General features: G+C 41.8%; 17 protein-coding genes. 9 read left to right on the top strand and 8 right to left on the bottom strand.

Annotated features, from left to right (window positions below; genetic code table 11):
* Positions 1–143: 143 nt before the first annotated feature.
* Positions 144–3,542 (bottom strand): hypothetical protein, encoded by a 3,399-nt coding sequence (locus Q0058_RS10995; protein WP_298223860.1) that lies wholly within the window; start codon positions 3,540–3,542, stop codon positions 144–146.
* A gap of 236 nt (positions 3,543–3,778) precedes the next feature.
* Between Q0058_RS10995 and Q0058_RS10990 the strand changes: the two genes are divergently transcribed.
* Genes Q0058_RS10990 through Q0058_RS10980 form a run of 3 tightly spaced genes read left to right on the top strand, consistent with a single transcriptional unit; the run spans position 3,779 to position 6,353 of the window.
* Complete coding sequence (locus Q0058_RS10990; RefSeq protein WP_298223858.1) at positions 3,779–4,423, top strand: hypothetical protein; 645 nt, start codon at positions 3,779–3,781, stop codon at positions 4,421–4,423.
* A 24-nt stretch (positions 4,424–4,447) separates the two neighbouring features.
* Entirely contained in the window at positions 4,448–5,176 is a 729-nt protein-coding gene (locus tag Q0058_RS10985; protein WP_298223856.1) for an SdiA-regulated domain-containing protein, read from the top strand.
* A 1-nt stretch (position 5,177) separates the two neighbouring features.
* Positions 5,178–6,353, top strand: coding sequence for a porin (locus tag Q0058_RS10980; protein WP_298223854.1), 1,176 nt, complete (start codon positions 5,178–5,180; stop codon positions 6,351–6,353).
* A 69-nt stretch (positions 6,354–6,422) separates the two neighbouring features.
* Here the strand turns inward: Q0058_RS10980 and Q0058_RS10975 are convergent, their stop codons facing one another.
* Positions 6,423–6,875, bottom strand: coding sequence for a hypothetical protein (locus tag Q0058_RS10975; protein ID WP_298223852.1), 453 nt, complete (start codon positions 6,873–6,875; stop codon positions 6,423–6,425).
* A 320-nt stretch (positions 6,876–7,195) separates the two neighbouring features.
* Between Q0058_RS10975 and Q0058_RS10970 the strand changes: the two genes are divergently transcribed.
* On the top strand, positions 7,196–8,032 hold the full coding sequence (locus Q0058_RS10970; protein ID WP_298223850.1) for a universal stress protein: 837 nt from the start codon (positions 7,196–7,198) through the stop codon (positions 8,030–8,032).
* Positions 8,033–8,133: 101 nt separating this feature from the next.
* Positions 8,134–8,787, top strand: coding sequence for a BON domain-containing protein (locus Q0058_RS10965; RefSeq protein WP_298223848.1), 654 nt, complete (start codon positions 8,134–8,136; stop codon positions 8,785–8,787).
* Positions 8,788–8,790: 3 nt separating this feature from the next.
* On the opposite strand, the gene Q0058_RS10960 is transcribed toward Q0058_RS10965, so the two are convergent.
* Positions 8,791–9,840: a response regulator gene (locus tag Q0058_RS10960; RefSeq protein ID WP_298223846.1), complete on the bottom strand. Its 1,050-nt coding sequence runs from the start codon at positions 9,838–9,840 to the stop codon at positions 8,791–8,793.
* Positions 9,837–11,024, bottom strand: coding sequence for a PAS domain-containing sensor histidine kinase (locus Q0058_RS10955; RefSeq protein ID WP_298223844.1), 1,188 nt, complete (start codon positions 11,022–11,024; stop codon positions 9,837–9,839). Before Q0058_RS10955 ends, Q0058_RS10960 begins: the two co-directional genes overlap by 4 nt.
* Before the next feature lie 162 nt (positions 11,025–11,186).
* Between Q0058_RS10955 and Q0058_RS10950 the strand changes: the two genes are divergently transcribed.
* A complete protein-coding gene (locus Q0058_RS10950; RefSeq protein ID WP_298223842.1) occupies positions 11,187–11,630 on the top strand; it encodes a response regulator in 444 nt (147 codons plus the stop codon).
* A 3-nt stretch (positions 11,631–11,633) separates the two neighbouring features.
* Here the strand turns inward: Q0058_RS10950 and Q0058_RS10945 are convergent, their stop codons facing one another.
* From Q0058_RS10945 to Q0058_RS10930, 4 genes are read right to left on the bottom strand one after another with little or no spacing between them, the layout of a single operon-like run.
* Positions 11,634–12,611 carry an MlaD family protein gene (locus Q0058_RS10945; protein ID WP_298223840.1) on the bottom strand — a complete coding sequence of 326 codons (978 nt, stop codon included), beginning with the start codon at positions 12,609–12,611 and terminating at the stop codon, positions 11,634–11,636.
* A gap of 7 nt (positions 12,612–12,618) precedes the next feature.
* Positions 12,619–13,380, bottom strand: a complete 762-nt coding sequence (locus tag Q0058_RS10940; protein ID WP_298223837.1) for an ATP-binding cassette domain-containing protein — start codon at positions 13,378–13,380, stop codon at positions 12,619–12,621.
* Positions 13,377–14,159 (bottom strand): ABC transporter permease, encoded by a 783-nt coding sequence (locus tag Q0058_RS10935; RefSeq protein WP_298223836.1) that lies wholly within the window; start codon positions 14,157–14,159, stop codon positions 13,377–13,379. The genes Q0058_RS10940 and Q0058_RS10935 overlap by 4 nt, the downstream gene beginning before the upstream one ends.
* A gap of 3 nt (positions 14,160–14,162) precedes the next feature.
* Positions 14,163–14,993, bottom strand: a complete 831-nt coding sequence (locus Q0058_RS10930) for a hypothetical protein (protein ID WP_298223834.1) — start codon at positions 14,991–14,993, stop codon at positions 14,163–14,165.
* 253 nt (positions 14,994–15,246) lie between these two features.
* Between Q0058_RS10930 and Q0058_RS10925 the strand changes: the two genes are divergently transcribed.
* The 3 genes from Q0058_RS10925 to Q0058_RS10915 are packed head-to-tail and all read left to right on the top strand — an operon-like array spanning position 15,247 to position 16,938.
* Complete coding sequence (locus tag Q0058_RS10925) at positions 15,247–15,765, top strand: hypothetical protein (RefSeq protein ID WP_298223832.1); 519 nt, start codon at positions 15,247–15,249, stop codon at positions 15,763–15,765.
* A gap of 17 nt (positions 15,766–15,782) precedes the next feature.
* Positions 15,783–16,439, top strand: coding sequence for a BON domain-containing protein (locus tag Q0058_RS10920; protein ID WP_298223830.1), 657 nt, complete (start codon positions 15,783–15,785; stop codon positions 16,437–16,439).
* Between the two features lie 16 nt (positions 16,440–16,455).
* Positions 16,456–16,938 carry a hypothetical protein gene (locus Q0058_RS10915; RefSeq protein ID WP_298223828.1) on the top strand — a complete coding sequence of 161 codons (483 nt, stop codon included), beginning with the start codon at positions 16,456–16,458 and terminating at the stop codon, positions 16,936–16,938.
* Positions 16,939–16,946: the final 8 nt, after the last annotated feature.

Below are 16,946 nucleotides of genomic sequence, written 5' to 3'. Positions count from 1 at the left end.
CTGTAAAATTATCCCCTAACTTCCCGAAAGCTTTAAAGTAAAAGTTATGAATAAGTTAACAAAAAACGACCAATCACTTGGTCGTTTTTTTTAGGTGTTTCGTCGGTTATTTTGACGAAAACAGTCAATAGTAATACTCAATTTTAATTACTATATTTCCTACTAATTATTTGACTATCAGTTAATTCAATTGATATAAGCAAAGTAGTATTTGAGAAGTTGTTTTCTAACAACACCTGATTAGAATTTACATTCTTTTCTTCGTATAACAGCCTTCCAAGCAAGTCAAAAATCCGAACATTTTTCATTTTCTTAACACTAGAATTGAGGACGATTTGTTGGGCTTTATTTTTATAAATATTGATCGAATTTGAATTGAAAACCGATCCGGAAATTCCCAAACTCGGATTTGAAAATCGCAATACAAAACGCGTATCAAAAATGCCCGCTTCCGTGGTAAAAGTGTATGGACTTTCCTTTAAGTTATGAATGACGTTTAGCAAAGTATCTTCGAGATAAACTTCCTGATTCTCAAAAAATCCATCTAAATCGGAAAGGTTGATTTCAAAATGATCCGCCATCGTAGTTTTGAAACCCAACAAAATTTGATCTTCTGCATTAAAATCTAAACTCCTTCCTTGTATGGTTAATTTTTTATCATTTAATATCGAATAAAAATTCACCGCATTTCCGGCTTCCAAAATTTCACCATCAAATCCGTTATCAAAACCATTGGTTGCATTTTCAATGTACCCGACTAGAATCTGTTTGTAAGCGCCTTGGTCGTTTTTCAAATCCAGCCAAACCCGATTTCGTTCAAGATCATTCGAGGCACTGGTTCTGAAAAATTGTGTATTATTTCCGATTTCGCGCATCGCATTGGTAAATGTTGCTGTGGTTGTTCCTTCAACAACACCTTTGACCATAAACGACTGACCCGCTGCGATCATTCCGCTCGGCGAATTGGTGTTAATGCCCGGTGCCGGATTTCCAACGCCTGTTCCGCCAGAAAAATTATAAGTGGCGTAATCATTAAAAGTGTAAAGGTTTGCGGTGATTGGCGTATTGTGTGTCCAGAAATATAGCGTCGTTCCTGGCGAAGCTCCAAAAGCTGCAGTATTTCCTTCGATAAATTTCTTCGCACTAATAGCACTCGGGTACGGATTTCCGATACAGTTTAAATCATTGATTCCCGTTTTTACAATAGGTACGGAATAATCTCCATTGTTGGGAATTCCTATAAAAACACCGTCAAATATCGCCGTCGCAACCGGATCAAAATATTGCGGGGCGCGGATGATGTATCCTTTTCCGATGTCCATCGGGGTTATGGCCGGAGCCGCCACAGCACTCCAATTGTATTGCACCGTGTCAAACCAAAAATATTTATCCGACAAAGTCGATGGCGAAAAATTAGCTAGTATCTGATAGTCTACAGGCGAAGACCAGTAAGTATAATCATATTTACGCATCGCAGTGCTCGATCTTTTATAGTTGATGCTTCCGAAGTTGGTCACATTGTTCACTTGCACCAGACTGGCGTTGTTTTCAAAAGTCAAAGTACCTGCATTAATGGTCAAGCCATTTTGAATAATTAGATTATGACTGGGTTGGGTCACGGCATTGCCAAACACAATGTTTCCCGAATCAATCTGAACCGAACAAGCCGATAAATCGCCTGTTGAATTATAATTGCCGTTAAAAATCACAGCAGAATTAATCGTTGGTGTTCCGTTAGACCAAGCTGATCCATTCCAGGTGGTCGCATTACGTGTGATGGTTACTACATTACTGTATGCATTACAAGTTCCGTTGGCAATCACCGCGCGGTAATATTTTGTTGTGGTCACCACGCCCATCTGAGCAGCAGTTAAAGTGGCGGTCGCACTAGCAGGAATATCAATAGGTGTCGTAAAAGCAAAATCAGTGGCGTATTGCCATTTGGTCACAGTATTGGTATATCCGGTTACGGTTAAATCTGAAGGTGAACCAATACATATCGATTGGTCACTCGAAGCAGTTCCGCCGACTGCCGCTGGTTGCACAATAAAAGGACCAACAGCCGTTGGACCGCTTTTTACACTTGAACAGGTATTGGAAATAATCACATAATAATAGTAAGTGCCTACAGTAGTAGAAAGCGGGGTAAATGTTGCGGTTTTAGAACCATTGGCCACTTCAGCCGCATAGAGCGCTCCGGTTAATGCAGTTCCTCCAGTAGTAGAATTCGAACCGTTTCTATACCACTGATAAGACAATGGCGTTCCTGATACTGCGACTGTTAATGCCGTGAAAGGATCGCCCTGACAAACGGTCTGAGTACCTGAAGGCAACGGTTGTGTAGTAATCACAGGAGCTACATTCCTTGTAAAAGTATAGGTAGGACTTGATTTCGGGCAACCGCTAGCATCCGTCCAAATGTAGGTAAAAGTGGTCGTTCCTCCGCTCCAAGTCGCACCGGTACTGTAAACTCCGCTTCCAGTTGCGGGAACGGCAGTACCTCCAGTCATGGTAAAAGCACCGACCGTACAAGTCGAAATATTGGCGGCTGTTACAGTAGCTGCATTTGATTTGACGGTGACTACAGCGGCACCGCTATTTCCTGTTCCGGCGGCACCATTAGCGTTGGTTACGGAGACAATCGTGTAGGTTTTTGTAAGTGCAGGAGTAATCGATATATTGGTGCCACTGGTGTAATTATTCACTGTGAAATTTGTCGTTCCATCCGTGTAAACTACCGTGAATGGTCCGGTTCCTCCCGTTATGTTTACTCTTAAATTGCTTGAATTTCCAATACAAATGCTCGCCGTTCCCGTAATCACAGACGCTGTTGGTCCGGGCAATAAGGCTCCTGTAAAACTCACATTATCAAAACGCCAGGTTCCGAGCGGATTGGCTACCAAAGCAGGTGTAGAAACTTGTCTGAACTGACCGGACGATTGGTAATAAGAAGCTAAAAGACGAACTCCAAAATTAGGATTGTTATTCACTGCTGGTATAGCACTAAAATTAACTGTGGTTCTACGAAATTCATCCCCAGTAGTGTTGGATTCAAAACAGCCGTTAGCGTTGATGCTGCCATTACAAAAAGTGGTGTTGCCCGCCGTCATATTGAAAGAAACCCAAGTAGCCCCATCAGTAGTATATTGCAATCGAACCGTATTCGCGGCCGTATTAGACCATCGTTGGTCCCAAGTGAATGAAATATTCTGATAACCTGCTGTACTGCTATTAAATTGTACGCCATTCGATTCGTTAGGTGTTCCGGAATCAAAAGGGTTTAAGGCCCAAGCCGTTACGCCGCTTTGCGTTCCGCATCCGGTTCCGGCCATTCCTGTTGCGGTTCCGGGAGTAACCGTTCCGCCTCCTAAATTGATTACTGATGAAGTTCCAGATCCTATATTTGAAGTCGGATTAGCGACGGTTCCGAGCAAAGGCTCATAAGTCCATGAAGTGATTTGCGCGTTTGAAATGACTGTAAAAAACAAAAAGCTAAATACAAAATAGGACTTCCAATAAATAGCGGGTAATTTTTTTTTCACGATGATTTCAATTTAAAATAGTCTGTTAATGGATACCTCTAATAGATATCTCTAATGATCCCACAAAGTTAAAATCGAATCGTCAACAGCTAATTTTGAAATCGTTATGATAGCTATAAGTCTCGGTTAATTCAATGTGATTAAACTGTTAAAAGCGACTTAAAAATTTACAATCATATAACATAACACTAACTTCCAAACTGTTGTGTTCAAGTATTTTTGAAAAAAAATCAACCATGAGGAAATTACTTTTTTGTTTAGGAACTGCGCTCTTACTTTTTTCTTCCTGCACCGAAGACAGAGCCATTGAAGCCGAACAAATCATTGTTGATCCGAGCAGTCAATTAGTATATTATTGGAATTTTAATGCATTACCGACCGGTCCGTTAACCGCTATTGCTCCTGATTTTCCTTCAGTAACAACAGCTAAAATTGAATTTTTAGGAACCTCAGCTGGCATTATCGAAAGTGATACCGACGGTTATACCATCAATGCGAGAAACGGAGACGCTGCATTGAATCTGCTCAAAGCAAGAAATCCGAGTAACAATAAAAGTTTGGTTTTTACTTTACCCACGACAGGTTACAAGAAGATCATCCTGCAATTTGCAACAGCCAGAAGCCCGAATAACGGAGCAACAACTCAAAACTACAGTTATACGACTGACGGAACGAATTACATTCAAACCGGATTAACCAAAATCACGCACAATACGACTGCCGATTTACCGGATTTGATTGCGTTGGATTTCACAGAGATTCCTGCAGTCAATAACAATCCGAATTTTAAATTCAAAATCGATTTTGATGGCGCCACGATTTCTGGAACATCGGGCAACAATCGCTTCGACAATGTGACTTTAGAAGGCGTTCCTAATTAATATCAAGCTCAGGCAAATCAAAAAATGAAGCAGACAAACAGATTAATCGTAGTGGCATTTTCGTTATTGGCTCTCAATAGCATAGCCCAGAAACCAACGAAATTAAAACCCACACGATCGATAGCAATTCAGGTTCCCGAACCCTCAGATATTTGTTACCATGCCAATACCAATTCGCTCTTTGTCGTCAGTGATAATGGCATTTTGTTCGAAACCGATTTAGAAGGTAAAGTCATCCGTCAGATCAAACAACCGAATACTGATTTTGAAGCCGTTTACACCGATAATCAATTCATTTACGCCATCGATGAAACGCACCGTGACATTTATGTTTACGATTTGACTTTCAAAAAAATTCGCGTTGTGAATGTGCCTTATTCGGGCGGAAGGAACAAAGGTTACGAAGCCATTGCCTTCAACAAAAGCAAAAATAGTTTTGTAGTGATTACGGAACGTGACCCGATTACATTGTTCGAACTCGATGCGAACTTCAAAATTACCAACCAAATTGACCTTGCTGCAATAGCGCGCGATATTTCTTCGGCCTATTATTATCAGGACGCTTTGTGGTTGCTCAGCGATGAAGACATGATGCTGCTCAAACTGAATCCGCAAACCTATGAAGTCCTTCAAAAATGGGCATTGCCCGTAATCAACCCTGAAGGATTTACGTTTGATCGCGACGGAAATCTGATCATTGCCTGCGACGATATGCAACGCCTTTACTATTTCAATAATCCTGAAAAAAACTAAGATGAAACTTCCTTTACAAGCAATAATTCTACTCAGCACAGCGACGGTTTCTTTTGCGCAGGTTACAATCAGTAATGGCAATCATGTCTTGGAAATTTCAGGAAACATTTCAACGTATTACAACGACAGGCATCTCAAAGCAGGCGAAGAAGACCAATCGAAAAACCGTTTCAAGTTGCGCGATGCCCAGATCGAACTCGAAGGCCGTGTAGGTTCAGATTTCGAATACGGGCTTAAACTTGATGTTGCTGATATGGCCGCCAACAATACCACCAATACTGTCGATCCTGAAAATCCTGGCTTGATGGAAGCTTCGGTGCTTTACAAAGGCTTTCATTTTTTTGATATTGAAATGGGCTACGGAAAATTATATTATTCGAGAAATGCGTTAGTCCCTTTTGGCTACTCGCCTTACTGGCAAAGACCGGAATTGACGCGGGGTTCGATTTTTTCTACGCGTGATGTCGGGGTAACTTTGATGAAAAATTTCTGGAAACAAAGAGCCAACGTTTACATAGGCGCCTACACCGGCTTGGGAGAATTGTCGCTTTTGGGGGATAATGATGCAAGCGGGCAACTCGAATATGTCGGTAGGATCGATGTGTCGTATCCGGCGCGTTACCGCTACCGCGAAATTGACGACCGCCACTCGCCTATTCCAATGTTTTCGTTAGGAATTAATGGGCGATATGCAAATAAAAAGCTTCCTACGGGCGAATCATTTCCAACGGATGCCGCGAGCGAATATGGTTTGAAAGTCATCGATGGAACGAGGCTTGTTTACGGCTTCGATGCTTCGTTTCAGTATATGGGATTTTCGGGGCAGTTTGAAATGCATCAGATCAAATCGGAACCACAATACGATAATGATCCATTATTCATGAATCTGACGCCGCAGCAAACCAAAGGTTATGTGCTTTCAGGTGGCTATATTGCCCAGGCGAATTACTTCATCAAGAACTGGAAGACCATCGTTTCTGCACGTTACGAAGAACTCGATTTGAATGATTTGGTAGCGGGAAATTCTGAGCGGTTCTCCTCTGCGATTGCTTACCAGATCAATGGTTATAATGCGATGATCAAATTCCAGTATTTTAATATCATTAAGGAAGAAAGCATCGATCCTTTGAAATGGGACGAGCAATTCAGGATTGGCATGCAGTTTCAGTTTAAATAATCTCTGAATATTTTAGTAATTTTTTACGCAAAAAAAATCGGAAGTGTTTAGCTCCCGATTTTGGTAATATTATTTTTTCTTTGATTTCTTTTTACCCGCTTTTTTCTTGGCCTTTTTTTTTTTCAATTTTTGTTTGGCCTTTTCTTTTTTAGCTTTCTCCTTTTTCTTTTTCTTGGCTTTTTTCTCTTTTTCTTTTTGCTTGTCTTTGGCTTTTTGCTCTTTCTCTTTGATCTTGTCGCTCATTTTCTTTAATTTTTTAAGGTTCTTTTGGTCCAATCTTTTGGTGTCCTCTTCAGTCGCGACGATTTCATCGGTACTTGGAGCGTCACTTTTTGATGCTTCTGTATCAGCAATAACTTCGACCGGAACGGCAGCAGCCTTACTTTCTGTTTTCACTATGGGTTTTCTTACGGCAGGTTTTCTTACAACAACTTTTTTTACCGGTGGCGTCACTTTCGTTACCGTTTTATTTTCCGCTGGATTGCTATTTTCGGGTTGTTCAGGTTGCTTATTTTCTTCCATCTTAAAATCTTTATTCGATTATTACTTTATTATTAATTTAATGTTAAGCAAATGTAAATCATTTAATAAGTAGGTCAATGTTAAGTTTTCAGTTTGGGCAAAAACTTAACATTGGAAATCTAACTCATGCTTGTTGAAATTTATAAAGGCATCAAACAATTTCCAGAGAAAAAGAATATTACAACGAATCTTTCTCCATGGATGAACATTATTCATTAGAGAAAAGTTAAATCTCAAAACAAACTGACATTTGTCATACACATTTGTGAATTAGCGACTTAACTTTAGACATCAATACAACTAAATTCAATTCCCACATTATGAAAAAGATATTATTCCCAACCGATTTTTCCGAAAACTCTAAGAATGCTTTCGTGTTTGCGTTGCACTTAGCCAAAAGCATTCATGCTGAGATTATTACTTTGCATGTATATCAGTATCCGCAGGTGAATTATATGGAAATTCCTGTGTATTTGCCCGAGATGTATGAAGTAACCGACCTCACCCATTTCGAAAATTATAAAGGACATGTCCCCGTGCTGAGAACCATCGCAGAAGCCCATCAGCTGGAAGATGTCAAAATGAGTAACGTTCTGGAAAACGGTGACCTCATCAGCACGATTTCCGAGATTTCCAAAAAAGAACACATCGATTATATCGTCATGGGAACCAAAGGCGCCACCGGATTGGCTGCTACATTCCTAGGCTCCGTTACGGAAAAAGTAATCAATTCCTGCCATACTTTGGTGGTTGCTATTCCCGAAGCCTGCAGCTACAAACCCATCAAAAGAATCCTGTTTCCGACTTCTTACCAGGTCGAGGAAATCGATATTCTAAAAAAAGTACTGGCATTTGCAAACGTCTTCCATGCGCATGTAGACTGTCTTTATGTGGCTCCCGAAAGAGATCCCGTAGATGAAGAAATCACCGAAAACTGGAAGCAATTATTTACGAATCAGGCGCTTACTTTTCATAAAGTCAGCAGCAATGATTTTGAAGGCACCATCATAGATTTCATTACATTGCACCAAACCGATATGCTGTCGATGACCACGCACCACCGAAATTTCTTCGAGAGAATCTTTGAAGAGAGTTTGTCCAGAAAATTGATTTTCCATGCCAAAATCCCCATTTTAGCGGTGCAGGCACAAAGCTGAAAAACAGGTTGTCGCATTTCATAATTATGACAAACGTCATTTTTTTTGATCAGGCATTTCATGAGATTTGTGCTATCTGAATACCGCCTATCTTTTGCCCAATGAAAACCAATGAAAGCCTTGCGCTGGAAATAACGAACCAAATCAAGCAGGATCCTCTTTTGAAAGATGCTCAGATTGTCGTAAATATAGGCGATACCGATGTGGTGCTTAGAGGAACGGTCAACAAGTTTTTTAAGAAAGTACTGATTCATAAAATTGTCAGCGATGTGACGGGCATCAAAAATATTAACGATCAGCTGCGGGTCATCTTATCATCGTCCGGACAACCTGATGAAGTCATTGAGGCTGCTGTGGTCAAAAAATTTGAAACCAATTTCGGGAATACTTACAAGAAAATTAGTCTTTCGGTTACTGCCGGTGAAGTTGTTCTCGGTGGTACCGTCAAATGGACGTATCAAAAACAGCTCGCCACTGACTGCATCAGCTACATCGAAGGCATTGTGGCTATCGATAACCAAATCGCCATCGATTCAAAATCGGAACCCGAAATCCGCGAAAGGGATATTCTTGCCGCGATTTATAAGGACGAATCCATCACCTCCAACATCAACATCGATGTGACCGGACGCAAAGTAACGCTGACCGGAACCTTACCTTCTCTATCCAAAAAAGAACTCGTTGAGAAAATTGTGCTCAGCATCGCCGGAGTGCATGACATAGACAACAGGATTGTAATTATCGCTGAAGTTTAACCATCAGTTTTTAAGGCGTTCCAATTTTCTCTGATCGACCACCAAAATAATACTGCCTTGCTTTTCAATAAGCCCTTCATCAGCGAAATCACTTAGTGTCCGGCTTACCGTTTCCGGTGCTGTGCCTGTCATGGAAGCCAGATTGCTGCGGCTGACTGCTACCGAATGGTCTTTATTGGCCTGTTGCCGGTATAACATCAGTATGGTTTCAGAGATTCTTTTCCTCACGGAATTGTAAGCCAGTCGCATCAAATGTTCCTCTTTTTCGCGAACCTGATTCGATAATATTCTGATAAATTTTCCGGCAACATCCGGATAAAGATTGATCAACTCCTCAAAGCGTGAAATCGGGAAAAGCACCAAATGTGCTTCCTCAAGAGCGATAGCACTGTCGTTATAAACGCCTTCAGAGAACAAAGCATTGGTCGCCAGAAAATCATCGGTTTCGAAAACACCGGTAAGCACTTCCCTGCCGTCATCAGTGAGTTTGGTCGTTTTGACCTTACCTGATAGCACGAGCCAAATGCCTGTAATGCGATCGCCTTCCTCATAAACGGACTGCTTTTTCTTATACGATTTTACTGTGCGTTCTTCCAATGCTTTTTTAAGAGCTTCGAGACCGCCTTTTTGGGGTACGAGTTCTTGTAATTGCTCAAGCGACTTGCTGTAAAACTCCTGTTGGATCTGTTTCTTCTTGAGCCTCGACTCTATCGCATTGATTAATTCAGTATCGTCAAAAGGTTTGGTCAGGTAATCATCGGCGCCCATTTCCATGCCTTTGCGGATGTCGACGCGTTCTGATTTGGCGGTGATGAATATGAACGGAATCGCTTTGGTGACTTCATGCGCATGCAGGACTTCGAACACGCCGTAGCCGTCCATGCCCGGCATCATAATGTCGCACAAAACAATATCTGGCGGATTTGATAGTGCGAGTTCCGTTCCTTTTTTCCCATCCTCGGCCCCAAAAACCTCATAGCCTGAAAGCGCGAGGATTTCAATGACGTTTTCGCGGATATCGCTGTTGTCTTCTATAATCAATACTTTGGTCATAGTCTGTCAAATAAAAGTGTGAATAAAGTGCCTTTGTTTTCTTGGCTATTAAAAGTGATTTTTCCTCCCATCAGATCAACATGTCGTGCTACAATATTGAGCCCAAGACCGGTGCCTGGAATACTTCCGGTATTGTGCGCGCGGAAAAAAGCATCGAAAAGGTATTTCTGATCTTCTTCGGGAATTCCGATGCCATTGTCCTCGACCGTAATCTTGAAAGTTTTTTCCATAATTTCAGTATCGAATGCAATGATGGCATTGTCTCCCGAATATTTCACCGCATTGGTGATCAGGTTGACGATGGCGTTTTTCAATAAATTCTTATCAAGTTTTACGACGGTTTCACTACCGGTATGATGGTAGACAATTTTTTGTCCGCCTTTGATAAGCAATTGCATTTCTTCAGTGATTTCCTCGCCAAGTTCCCGAAGGTCAAAAGCAACAAATGCTGCCGAGATTTTTCCGCTTTCTAGTTTCTCGAGTTGCAGGAAATTGTTGAGGATGAACGTCAGTCCGGCCACAGAACTTTTTATTTTACCCACATGCTTGATAATTTCATTACTGCTGTAGGGTTCGGCGTATTTATCAATCAGTGAAGCCGATAACAATACCGCACTGAGAGGTGTCCGGAATTCGTGCGAAGCCATCGACAGGAACCTGCTTTTAAGACGGTTGAGCTCTTTCTCGTTTTCGAGGGAAATGCTAATCTGTTCTTTGGCGGTTTCGAGTTCCTGAATCGTATCGTGGAGCGTTTGGGTACGGATTTCAACAAGTTCCTCAAGATGCAACGCGTATTCCTTGAGTTTCTCATGGTCTTCCTTTTGCTGGGTCAGATCGTGGATGAATCCTACATAAAAGTTATGCTCCGCATATTTGACCTCGCTTACTGCCAATTTCATCGGAAAAGTGGAACCATCTTTGCGAAGTCCGGTCACTTCCCTGCCGATACCAATAATCCGCGGCTGATGTGTTACGTCATATCTTCTGAGATACTGATCATGTTGGGCGCTATCGGGCGGTGGCATCAACATCGAAATGTTATTTCCGAGAATTTCGTCGACCTCATAACCAAACAATTTGCTTGCTGAAGGGTTGACATGCTGCACCATACCTTTGACATCAATGGTAATGATACCGTCGATGGCATTCTGTACAATGGCTTGAAGCAATTCGGAATTTTTCATGGAAATTAACCTTTGTCAGCGGAATCCAAAATTAGGCAATTAAATTCCAATTAAAAACCTAATCTGAGAAGTTCTTGACGGGCGTCATATTTTAAATCGCAAAAGCCCTATAGATTTGCAGTAATGAATTAGAAATAAGCCTGTTCCCAAAACAAAGAAACTATGATGAACACTGAAAAACTTAATGTAATACTCATCGGCGACAATATCGAAACGCAAATCGTTTTTAAAAATGCTTTGTCTAAACTCGGCAAACTTTGTCAGATCGGTGATTATTTTTCAATTGATAAAGCGGTGGCCAATCCGGGAAAATTCAGTTTAGAAAATCCCCATATCATTTTTCTTGATACCAATAAAAACGCCACCGATTGCAGCAATGATGTCAAAAAAATCAGGGATTGGGAACCTTTCAAAAAATGTTCGCTCGTTGTCTACGATTCTAATTCGCAACTTCGCGATACCGCTGCAATCTTTTCCGAAGGCGCCGATGTCTTCATCAACAAACCTTATGATTTCCCGAGGCTCAAAAAAGTGATTGGAAATATCCTCAGTACGGATTGGAATGTCAATCGATCCAACGTCAACCGGATTAATTATTTCCTGTAGCTGTTATTTCTGTTTGGCTTTTGCCGCAGCTTTTTCCTGTTTCTTGAAATAACCGCGCAGGAAAATATTGTGTTTCAAAGCTTCTAAATCTTGCTGAAGCAAAAGACTTGCCTCATCCACATGCTTCATAATCGAATCAATTTTAGCCGCAGATTCAGGATTCGCTGTCAGATAATGGAATGCGCCTTTCCCATTTTTTGTCGTGGTAATGATTTCGTCGAGCGTTTTGATCGATTTGTTGAGCCCTTTGCCCGACGCATCAAGACTGACGACAATACTTCTGATTTTTCCCGCAACAGCCGTATCATTGAGCACGCCTACTACATTGCCTTTTTGATTCAGCGATACCATCATGTCATCGAGTTTTTTCATAGCCGATGCGGTTTGTTGGCTGGTGACTTTAAGATAATGTACGGTTTCTTTAAGGTTTGAACCCATCACGGTATCTTTCAGCAATATCCCGATGCTTCCTTTTCCTTGTAAGATTTGGTTGCTTATTTTAAGTAAATCAAAGGTAAGCAAAGCCGCATTTTCATTGGTGACACTTAGTGTTTTGAGCATATCGTCGGTGCGCACGCGGCTGAAGGATTTGATCGTATCGCCGGCTACAATAGTTCCGACATTGCGTGTCCCGGGAATGATATTGACAATCATACTTCCGACCAAACCATCGGAGCTGATGGCAGCCAAAGCGTTCTTTCTAATATGTTGCAGGATTTTCCTGTCGATTTCCATTTTGACTAAGATCGTCGTGTCATTGACCATTTCAATCTCGCGAACCGTGCCGATGCCAATGCCTGAATAGCGCACATTGTTTCCGGGCTGCAATCCGTTGATGTTATTGAAATGCGCATAAAGCTGCGTCGTATCGCCGAACATGCTTTGTTTGTTGCCCACAAAATAAATGATGGCGATAAAAGCTATCGAACCCAATAAGGTAAAAATACCGAGTCTGAGGTTTTGGGAAGTGGTTTGTTTCATGGCTGTATTATTTAAAAAAGGCGCGGACTTTAGGATCGTCCGACACGGATAATTCGTTGAAAGTTCCTTCGGCATAATTGACGCCATCGATCAGCAAAATCATGCGATTCGAAATGAATCGGGCACAATCAGGATCGTGCGTAATAATGATTGAAGATGTTTTATATTTTTCCTGTACGGACTTCATCAGCAACAAAATTTCCTTTGCCGTAATCGGATCAAGACCTGTCGTTGGTTCGTCATAAAGGATGATTTTAGGCTGTAATATCAAAGTTCTCGCGAGTGCCACACGGCGTTTCATGCCACCGGAAAGCTCTTCGGGCATCAGATCGATGACGTGTTCCAAACCGACATTGTGCAAAGCTTCGGTAACCAGCGGCGTAGTGTCTTCGATGACGCCGAACTTTTTGGTATGGCGGCGCAGCGGAAATTCTAGGTTTTCGCGCACCGTCATCGAATCGTATAAGGCGCTTCCCTGAAACAGAAAACCGACTTCTGTTCGGAGTTCGTCAAGATCTTCTGCGGTCAGTTGCGTGAGGTCTTTTCCCATGACGGAAACACTTCCTCTGTCGAATTCCTCCAAGCCGATTAGGCATTTGATCATCACCGATTTGCCCGAACCCGATTTGCCCATGACCACGAGATTTTCACCTTCATGCAAAGTCATGTCAAAACCATTGAGCACATGGTTCGCGCCAAAAGATTTCTTGACGTCATGCATCTCAATCACGGGATTTCCTTTGGTGGTATGGGAAGCCTTGTGGTTCATGGATAGAAAATATTAGTGATGAATACCGCAATAAAATCAATCAGGAACAACAGCAACGAAGTAAAAACCACCGCTTCATTGGCTGCGACGCCAACGCCTGCCGTTCCTTTCGTACAAGTATACCCTTTGAAACAGCCGACCAATCCGATCGCAAAACCGAAAAAGAAAGTCTTGATTGTGGCCGGAAGAATATCACTGAATTTAAGCGCCTCGACCACTTGGTTGAAATAAAGTTGCATCGATACATTGCCTTTGGTATGCTCTACGAGATACGAACCGTAAATCGCAATGACATCGCCGAAAATTACCAACAACGGTAACATCAGTGTTGCGGCCATGATTCTCGTCACTACTAGATATTTGTAGGGATTGGTTCCAGAAACTTCCATTGCATCGATCTGTTCGCTCACGCGCATCGAACCCAATTCCGCACCGATTCCGGAACCTACACGACCGGCGCAAATGAGTGCGGTAATGATAGGCCCGATTTCCCTGACAATCGAAATACTGACCATCGAAGACATCCACGAAACGGCACCAAAATGTTCTAGTGTCGGACGAGATTGTAATGTGAACACCAATCCGATGATGAAACCCGTAACAGCAACAAGCACTAGGGAACGGTTCCCGATTTGGTAACATTGCCGTAGGAATTCGCGGAACTCCAAAGGCGGACGCAAAACCTGTTTGAAAAAATGCCCAGTAAAATATGCGAGTTCGCCGACTTCGATAATGAAAGCCTGAACCGCCGTAGTCATTTTTGAGGTGAATGTATCCATGATTTATGTTTTGGAATGATGCTCCGCGCTCCGATTCACGATATTTTCGCGGATAAACCAAACAAGCAACACGAGACTGAAGATGTCCAACAGCGCCATAATGACCATCACGGATAAATCGCTTTCGATTCCTTTAATATTCATAACCAAGGTCAGCGTGGCAATGGTAATATCCATCAACACAAAAAAGGTCAGGATTACCGGTGCGAGTATTTGTGCTACCGCTGATCGTTGCAGTAATAAAATTCCCGTGATGAAAACGCCCGGAAGCAACAGTGCCAAATCGATGACCTGCACACCGTTGGTAAACAATCCTGTATCGGCGAGGCTTTGAGGCAATTTGTTTTCGATACTCGCGGGAACAATTTCAGAAAGCCACAGAAAATAGAACAGCAACGCAATGGCAAGAAAGTAAAAACCAGTTACTGTGGCTGCCGTCGATTTGAGTTTGACGGATTCGTTGACCACATCGATGTTCGAAATCACAAAGTGACACAACATATAAAAGGACAAACCTAAAGTAAAACAATACAACAGGAACAACCGATTGAAATGGATGTTGAAACAATAAATCGTAAACGTATAGCTGACATACAACAAGATGCCCGCTTTGATGATAGGTGCGATTTTATTGTGTTTGTAAGTCAGCCAAGAAGTGATTAGTAATCCGGGCACGACAAGCAAAAGATTGATCAAATCCTGCCCCATCGATTGCGCCTGCCAGTTTAAGGTTTCCTGATCGTAGAAATGGTCGGTCATCAGACCGGTGTAATTTTCTACAGCAATCAGCCCCGTAAGTAATAAGGACAATATGAAAATCGTGTTTCTTTGCATGATGGTTTCTTTTATTCAAAATTATAACCCGAAAACCGAACCAACCATGATGATTGTCATACTTCTGAAAAACCTTATTTTATTTTAAATGAGTTTCTTAACTTCAAATATTGACACTTCATTGCAAATAATACGGTAACGAATCACGAATAAAATATTGAATGCACCGATTAGGTCAAAACCTGACAATCGTCATTTTTATTGGTCTGTATATCAGCTACTTTTATTTCATATTTGACAACCTATTTTCAATATGAAAAACAGCAGCAAAACATACTTCCTTTTTGGAAAAACCGCAATCTTATTGTTTGCTGTGACTTCCTTGTTGCTGCTTCTGGATTATTTCACGAAGCTCAGCATCAATAACATCATCATTTATTTCGTATTGTTTTATGCGGCGGTAACCATACTTCCGGTCATTATCGCGGTCGATGCGTTCGGTTTTAAATCTGCTGGAGCACTTCAGGTTATTTGCTTTTCGACGTTTGTGATTTGTTCGCTGATCGCATTTTTCACTTGGGAAAATGACTGGAAAACACAAAATATTATTTATCGCTCGAAAGAAAATCCTGCGATTACGATTGAATACAGAATGCGCATGAAACGGTTTGCTTTTGGTTATCAAAAACAAACTGTCAAAAAAGAAATGATACTGCCTTTTATTGACCTCATCACCGAAACCGACACTTCTAAAGTGGATCATTCGCAATGGATTTGGGTCGATGAAAAAGTCAACGAACTTGACATTCCCGGCGATTATGAAGATTTATAAATCAAATATCAAACACTATGAAAACAAACGAGGTTTTGCAACAAGACGTTGAAGATGCGCTACTCTGGGAACCTTTACTCGATGCCGCCGAAATTGGCGTCAGTGTCAAAAACGGCATCGTGACCCTGAGCGGCATTGTAGATAATTATCTCAAAAAAATGCAGGCGGAAAAAGCGGCCAAAAATGTAGCAGGCGTCAAAGCGGTCGTTGAGGAAATTGAAGTGCGGCTGCCCGGTTCCAAATTCAAAAGCGACTTTGACATTGCCGAAGAAGTTGTAGCTACTTTAAATGACAACTGGAATATTCCCATCGAGAAAATCGGCATCAAGGTCGAAAACGGCTACGTCTATTTATCAGGAACCATTCCTTGGAATTATCAAAAAGAAGCTGCCAAACGTATGGTGCAATCGATCAGCGGTGTCAAAGACATTGTCAATTTAATTCAGGTCGAAGCCGAACCGAACAAAGCCATCGACCGGCAGAAACTAATTGACGCTCTATTGCGGCATTGGGCCATCAATGCGACGAACATTCAAGTGGAAGTTACAGGAAACACCGTGACTCTTAAAGGTTTCGTGAGTTCGCTATACCAAAAAGAGGAAGCCGAAAGGGTTGTCTGGAAAACGCCCGGCGTGATGGGTGTCGACAACCAGCTTAACATACTCTTTGACTAACAATAAAAACATAAAAATGAAATTCACCAAACACATCATCTTCCTAAGCTTATGGCCGTTTTTATTCGTACAGAAATGTGCTAAGGACTCTGAAGAATCAAACGCTGAAGATCCCGTGGAGCTCAGTTACGGGCCGAATGAAGATGTCACCAAAGACATGGCCATCGAAGACTGGGAACAATTCCTTAAGCAATCGCAGGAAGATATCGACAATGTCGAAGTGAATATCGGGAACCTTCAAATCCATATCGATGAAACCGACGATGACGAAAAACAGTCCTGGCAGCAGGTCTGCGATGCGAGTAATCTGGCACTGATCAAGCTTAAAGCCAGCAGATCCAAACGCAACAAAGCCTTTGAAAATGAGCTCAGCACTTACGACAAAACGCTGTACCGCCAGAATGAGACTTTCGAAACTCAGTTCAACAATGACATGAAAGTGATTGAGAAAGACCTCGAAACACTTTTTGAACAGCTGCGTTCGGGTTACAACAAATAACCTTAGTG

Origin of the sequence: Flavobacterium sp., assembly GCF_027484705.1 — a bacterium.
Taxonomy (GTDB): domain Bacteria; phylum Bacteroidota; class Bacteroidia; order Flavobacteriales; family Flavobacteriaceae; genus Flavobacterium.
The sequence above is the reverse complement of the archived record's forward strand: the minus strand, read 5'-3'. Positions and strand labels throughout refer to the sequence as shown.

Bases quoted from the DNA above. Each gene is read 5' to 3' on its own strand.
- Q0058_RS10990 (WP_298223858.1), top strand. From the start codon at position 3,779: ATGAGGAAATTACTTTTTTGTTTAGGAACTGCGCTCTTACTTTTTTCT.
- Q0058_RS10985 (WP_298223856.1), top strand. From the start codon at position 4,448: ATGAAGCAGACAAACAGATTAATCGTAGTGGCATTTTCGTTATTGGCT.
- Q0058_RS10980 (WP_298223854.1), top strand. From the start codon at position 5,178: ATGAAACTTCCTTTACAAGCAATAATTCTACTCAGCACAGCGACGGTT.
- Q0058_RS10975 (WP_298223852.1), bottom strand. From the start codon at position 6,875: ATGGAAGAAAATAAGCAACCTGAACAACCCGAAAATAGCAATCCAGCG.
- Q0058_RS10970 (WP_298223850.1), top strand. From the start codon at position 7,196: ATGAAAAAGATATTATTCCCAACCGATTTTTCCGAAAACTCTAAGAAT.
- Q0058_RS10965 (WP_298223848.1), top strand. From the start codon at position 8,134: ATGAAAACCAATGAAAGCCTTGCGCTGGAAATAACGAACCAAATCAAG.
- Q0058_RS10960 (WP_298223846.1), bottom strand. From the start codon at position 9,840: ATGACCAAAGTATTGATTATAGAAGACAACAGCGATATCCGCGAAAAC.
- Q0058_RS10955 (WP_298223844.1), bottom strand. From the start codon at position 11,024: ATGAAAAATTCCGAATTGCTTCAAGCCATTGTACAGAATGCCATCGAC.
- Q0058_RS10950 (WP_298223842.1), top strand. From the start codon at position 11,187: ATGATGAACACTGAAAAACTTAATGTAATACTCATCGGCGACAATATC.
- Q0058_RS10945 (WP_298223840.1), bottom strand. From the start codon at position 12,611: ATGAAACAAACCACTTCCCAAAACCTCAGACTCGGTATTTTTACCTTA.
- Q0058_RS10940 (WP_298223837.1), bottom strand. From the start codon at position 13,380: ATGAACCACAAGGCTTCCCATACCACCAAAGGAAATCCCGTGATTGAG.
- Q0058_RS10935 (WP_298223836.1), bottom strand. From the start codon at position 14,159: ATGGATACATTCACCTCAAAAATGACTACGGCGGTTCAGGCTTTCATT.
- Q0058_RS10930 (WP_298223834.1), bottom strand. From the start codon at position 14,993: ATGCAAAGAAACACGATTTTCATATTGTCCTTATTACTTACGGGGCTG.
- Q0058_RS10925 (WP_298223832.1), top strand. From the start codon at position 15,247: ATGAAAAACAGCAGCAAAACATACTTCCTTTTTGGAAAAACCGCAATC.
- Q0058_RS10920 (WP_298223830.1), top strand. From the start codon at position 15,783: ATGAAAACAAACGAGGTTTTGCAACAAGACGTTGAAGATGCGCTACTC.
- Q0058_RS10915 (WP_298223828.1), top strand. From the start codon at position 16,456: ATGAAATTCACCAAACACATCATCTTCCTAAGCTTATGGCCGTTTTTA.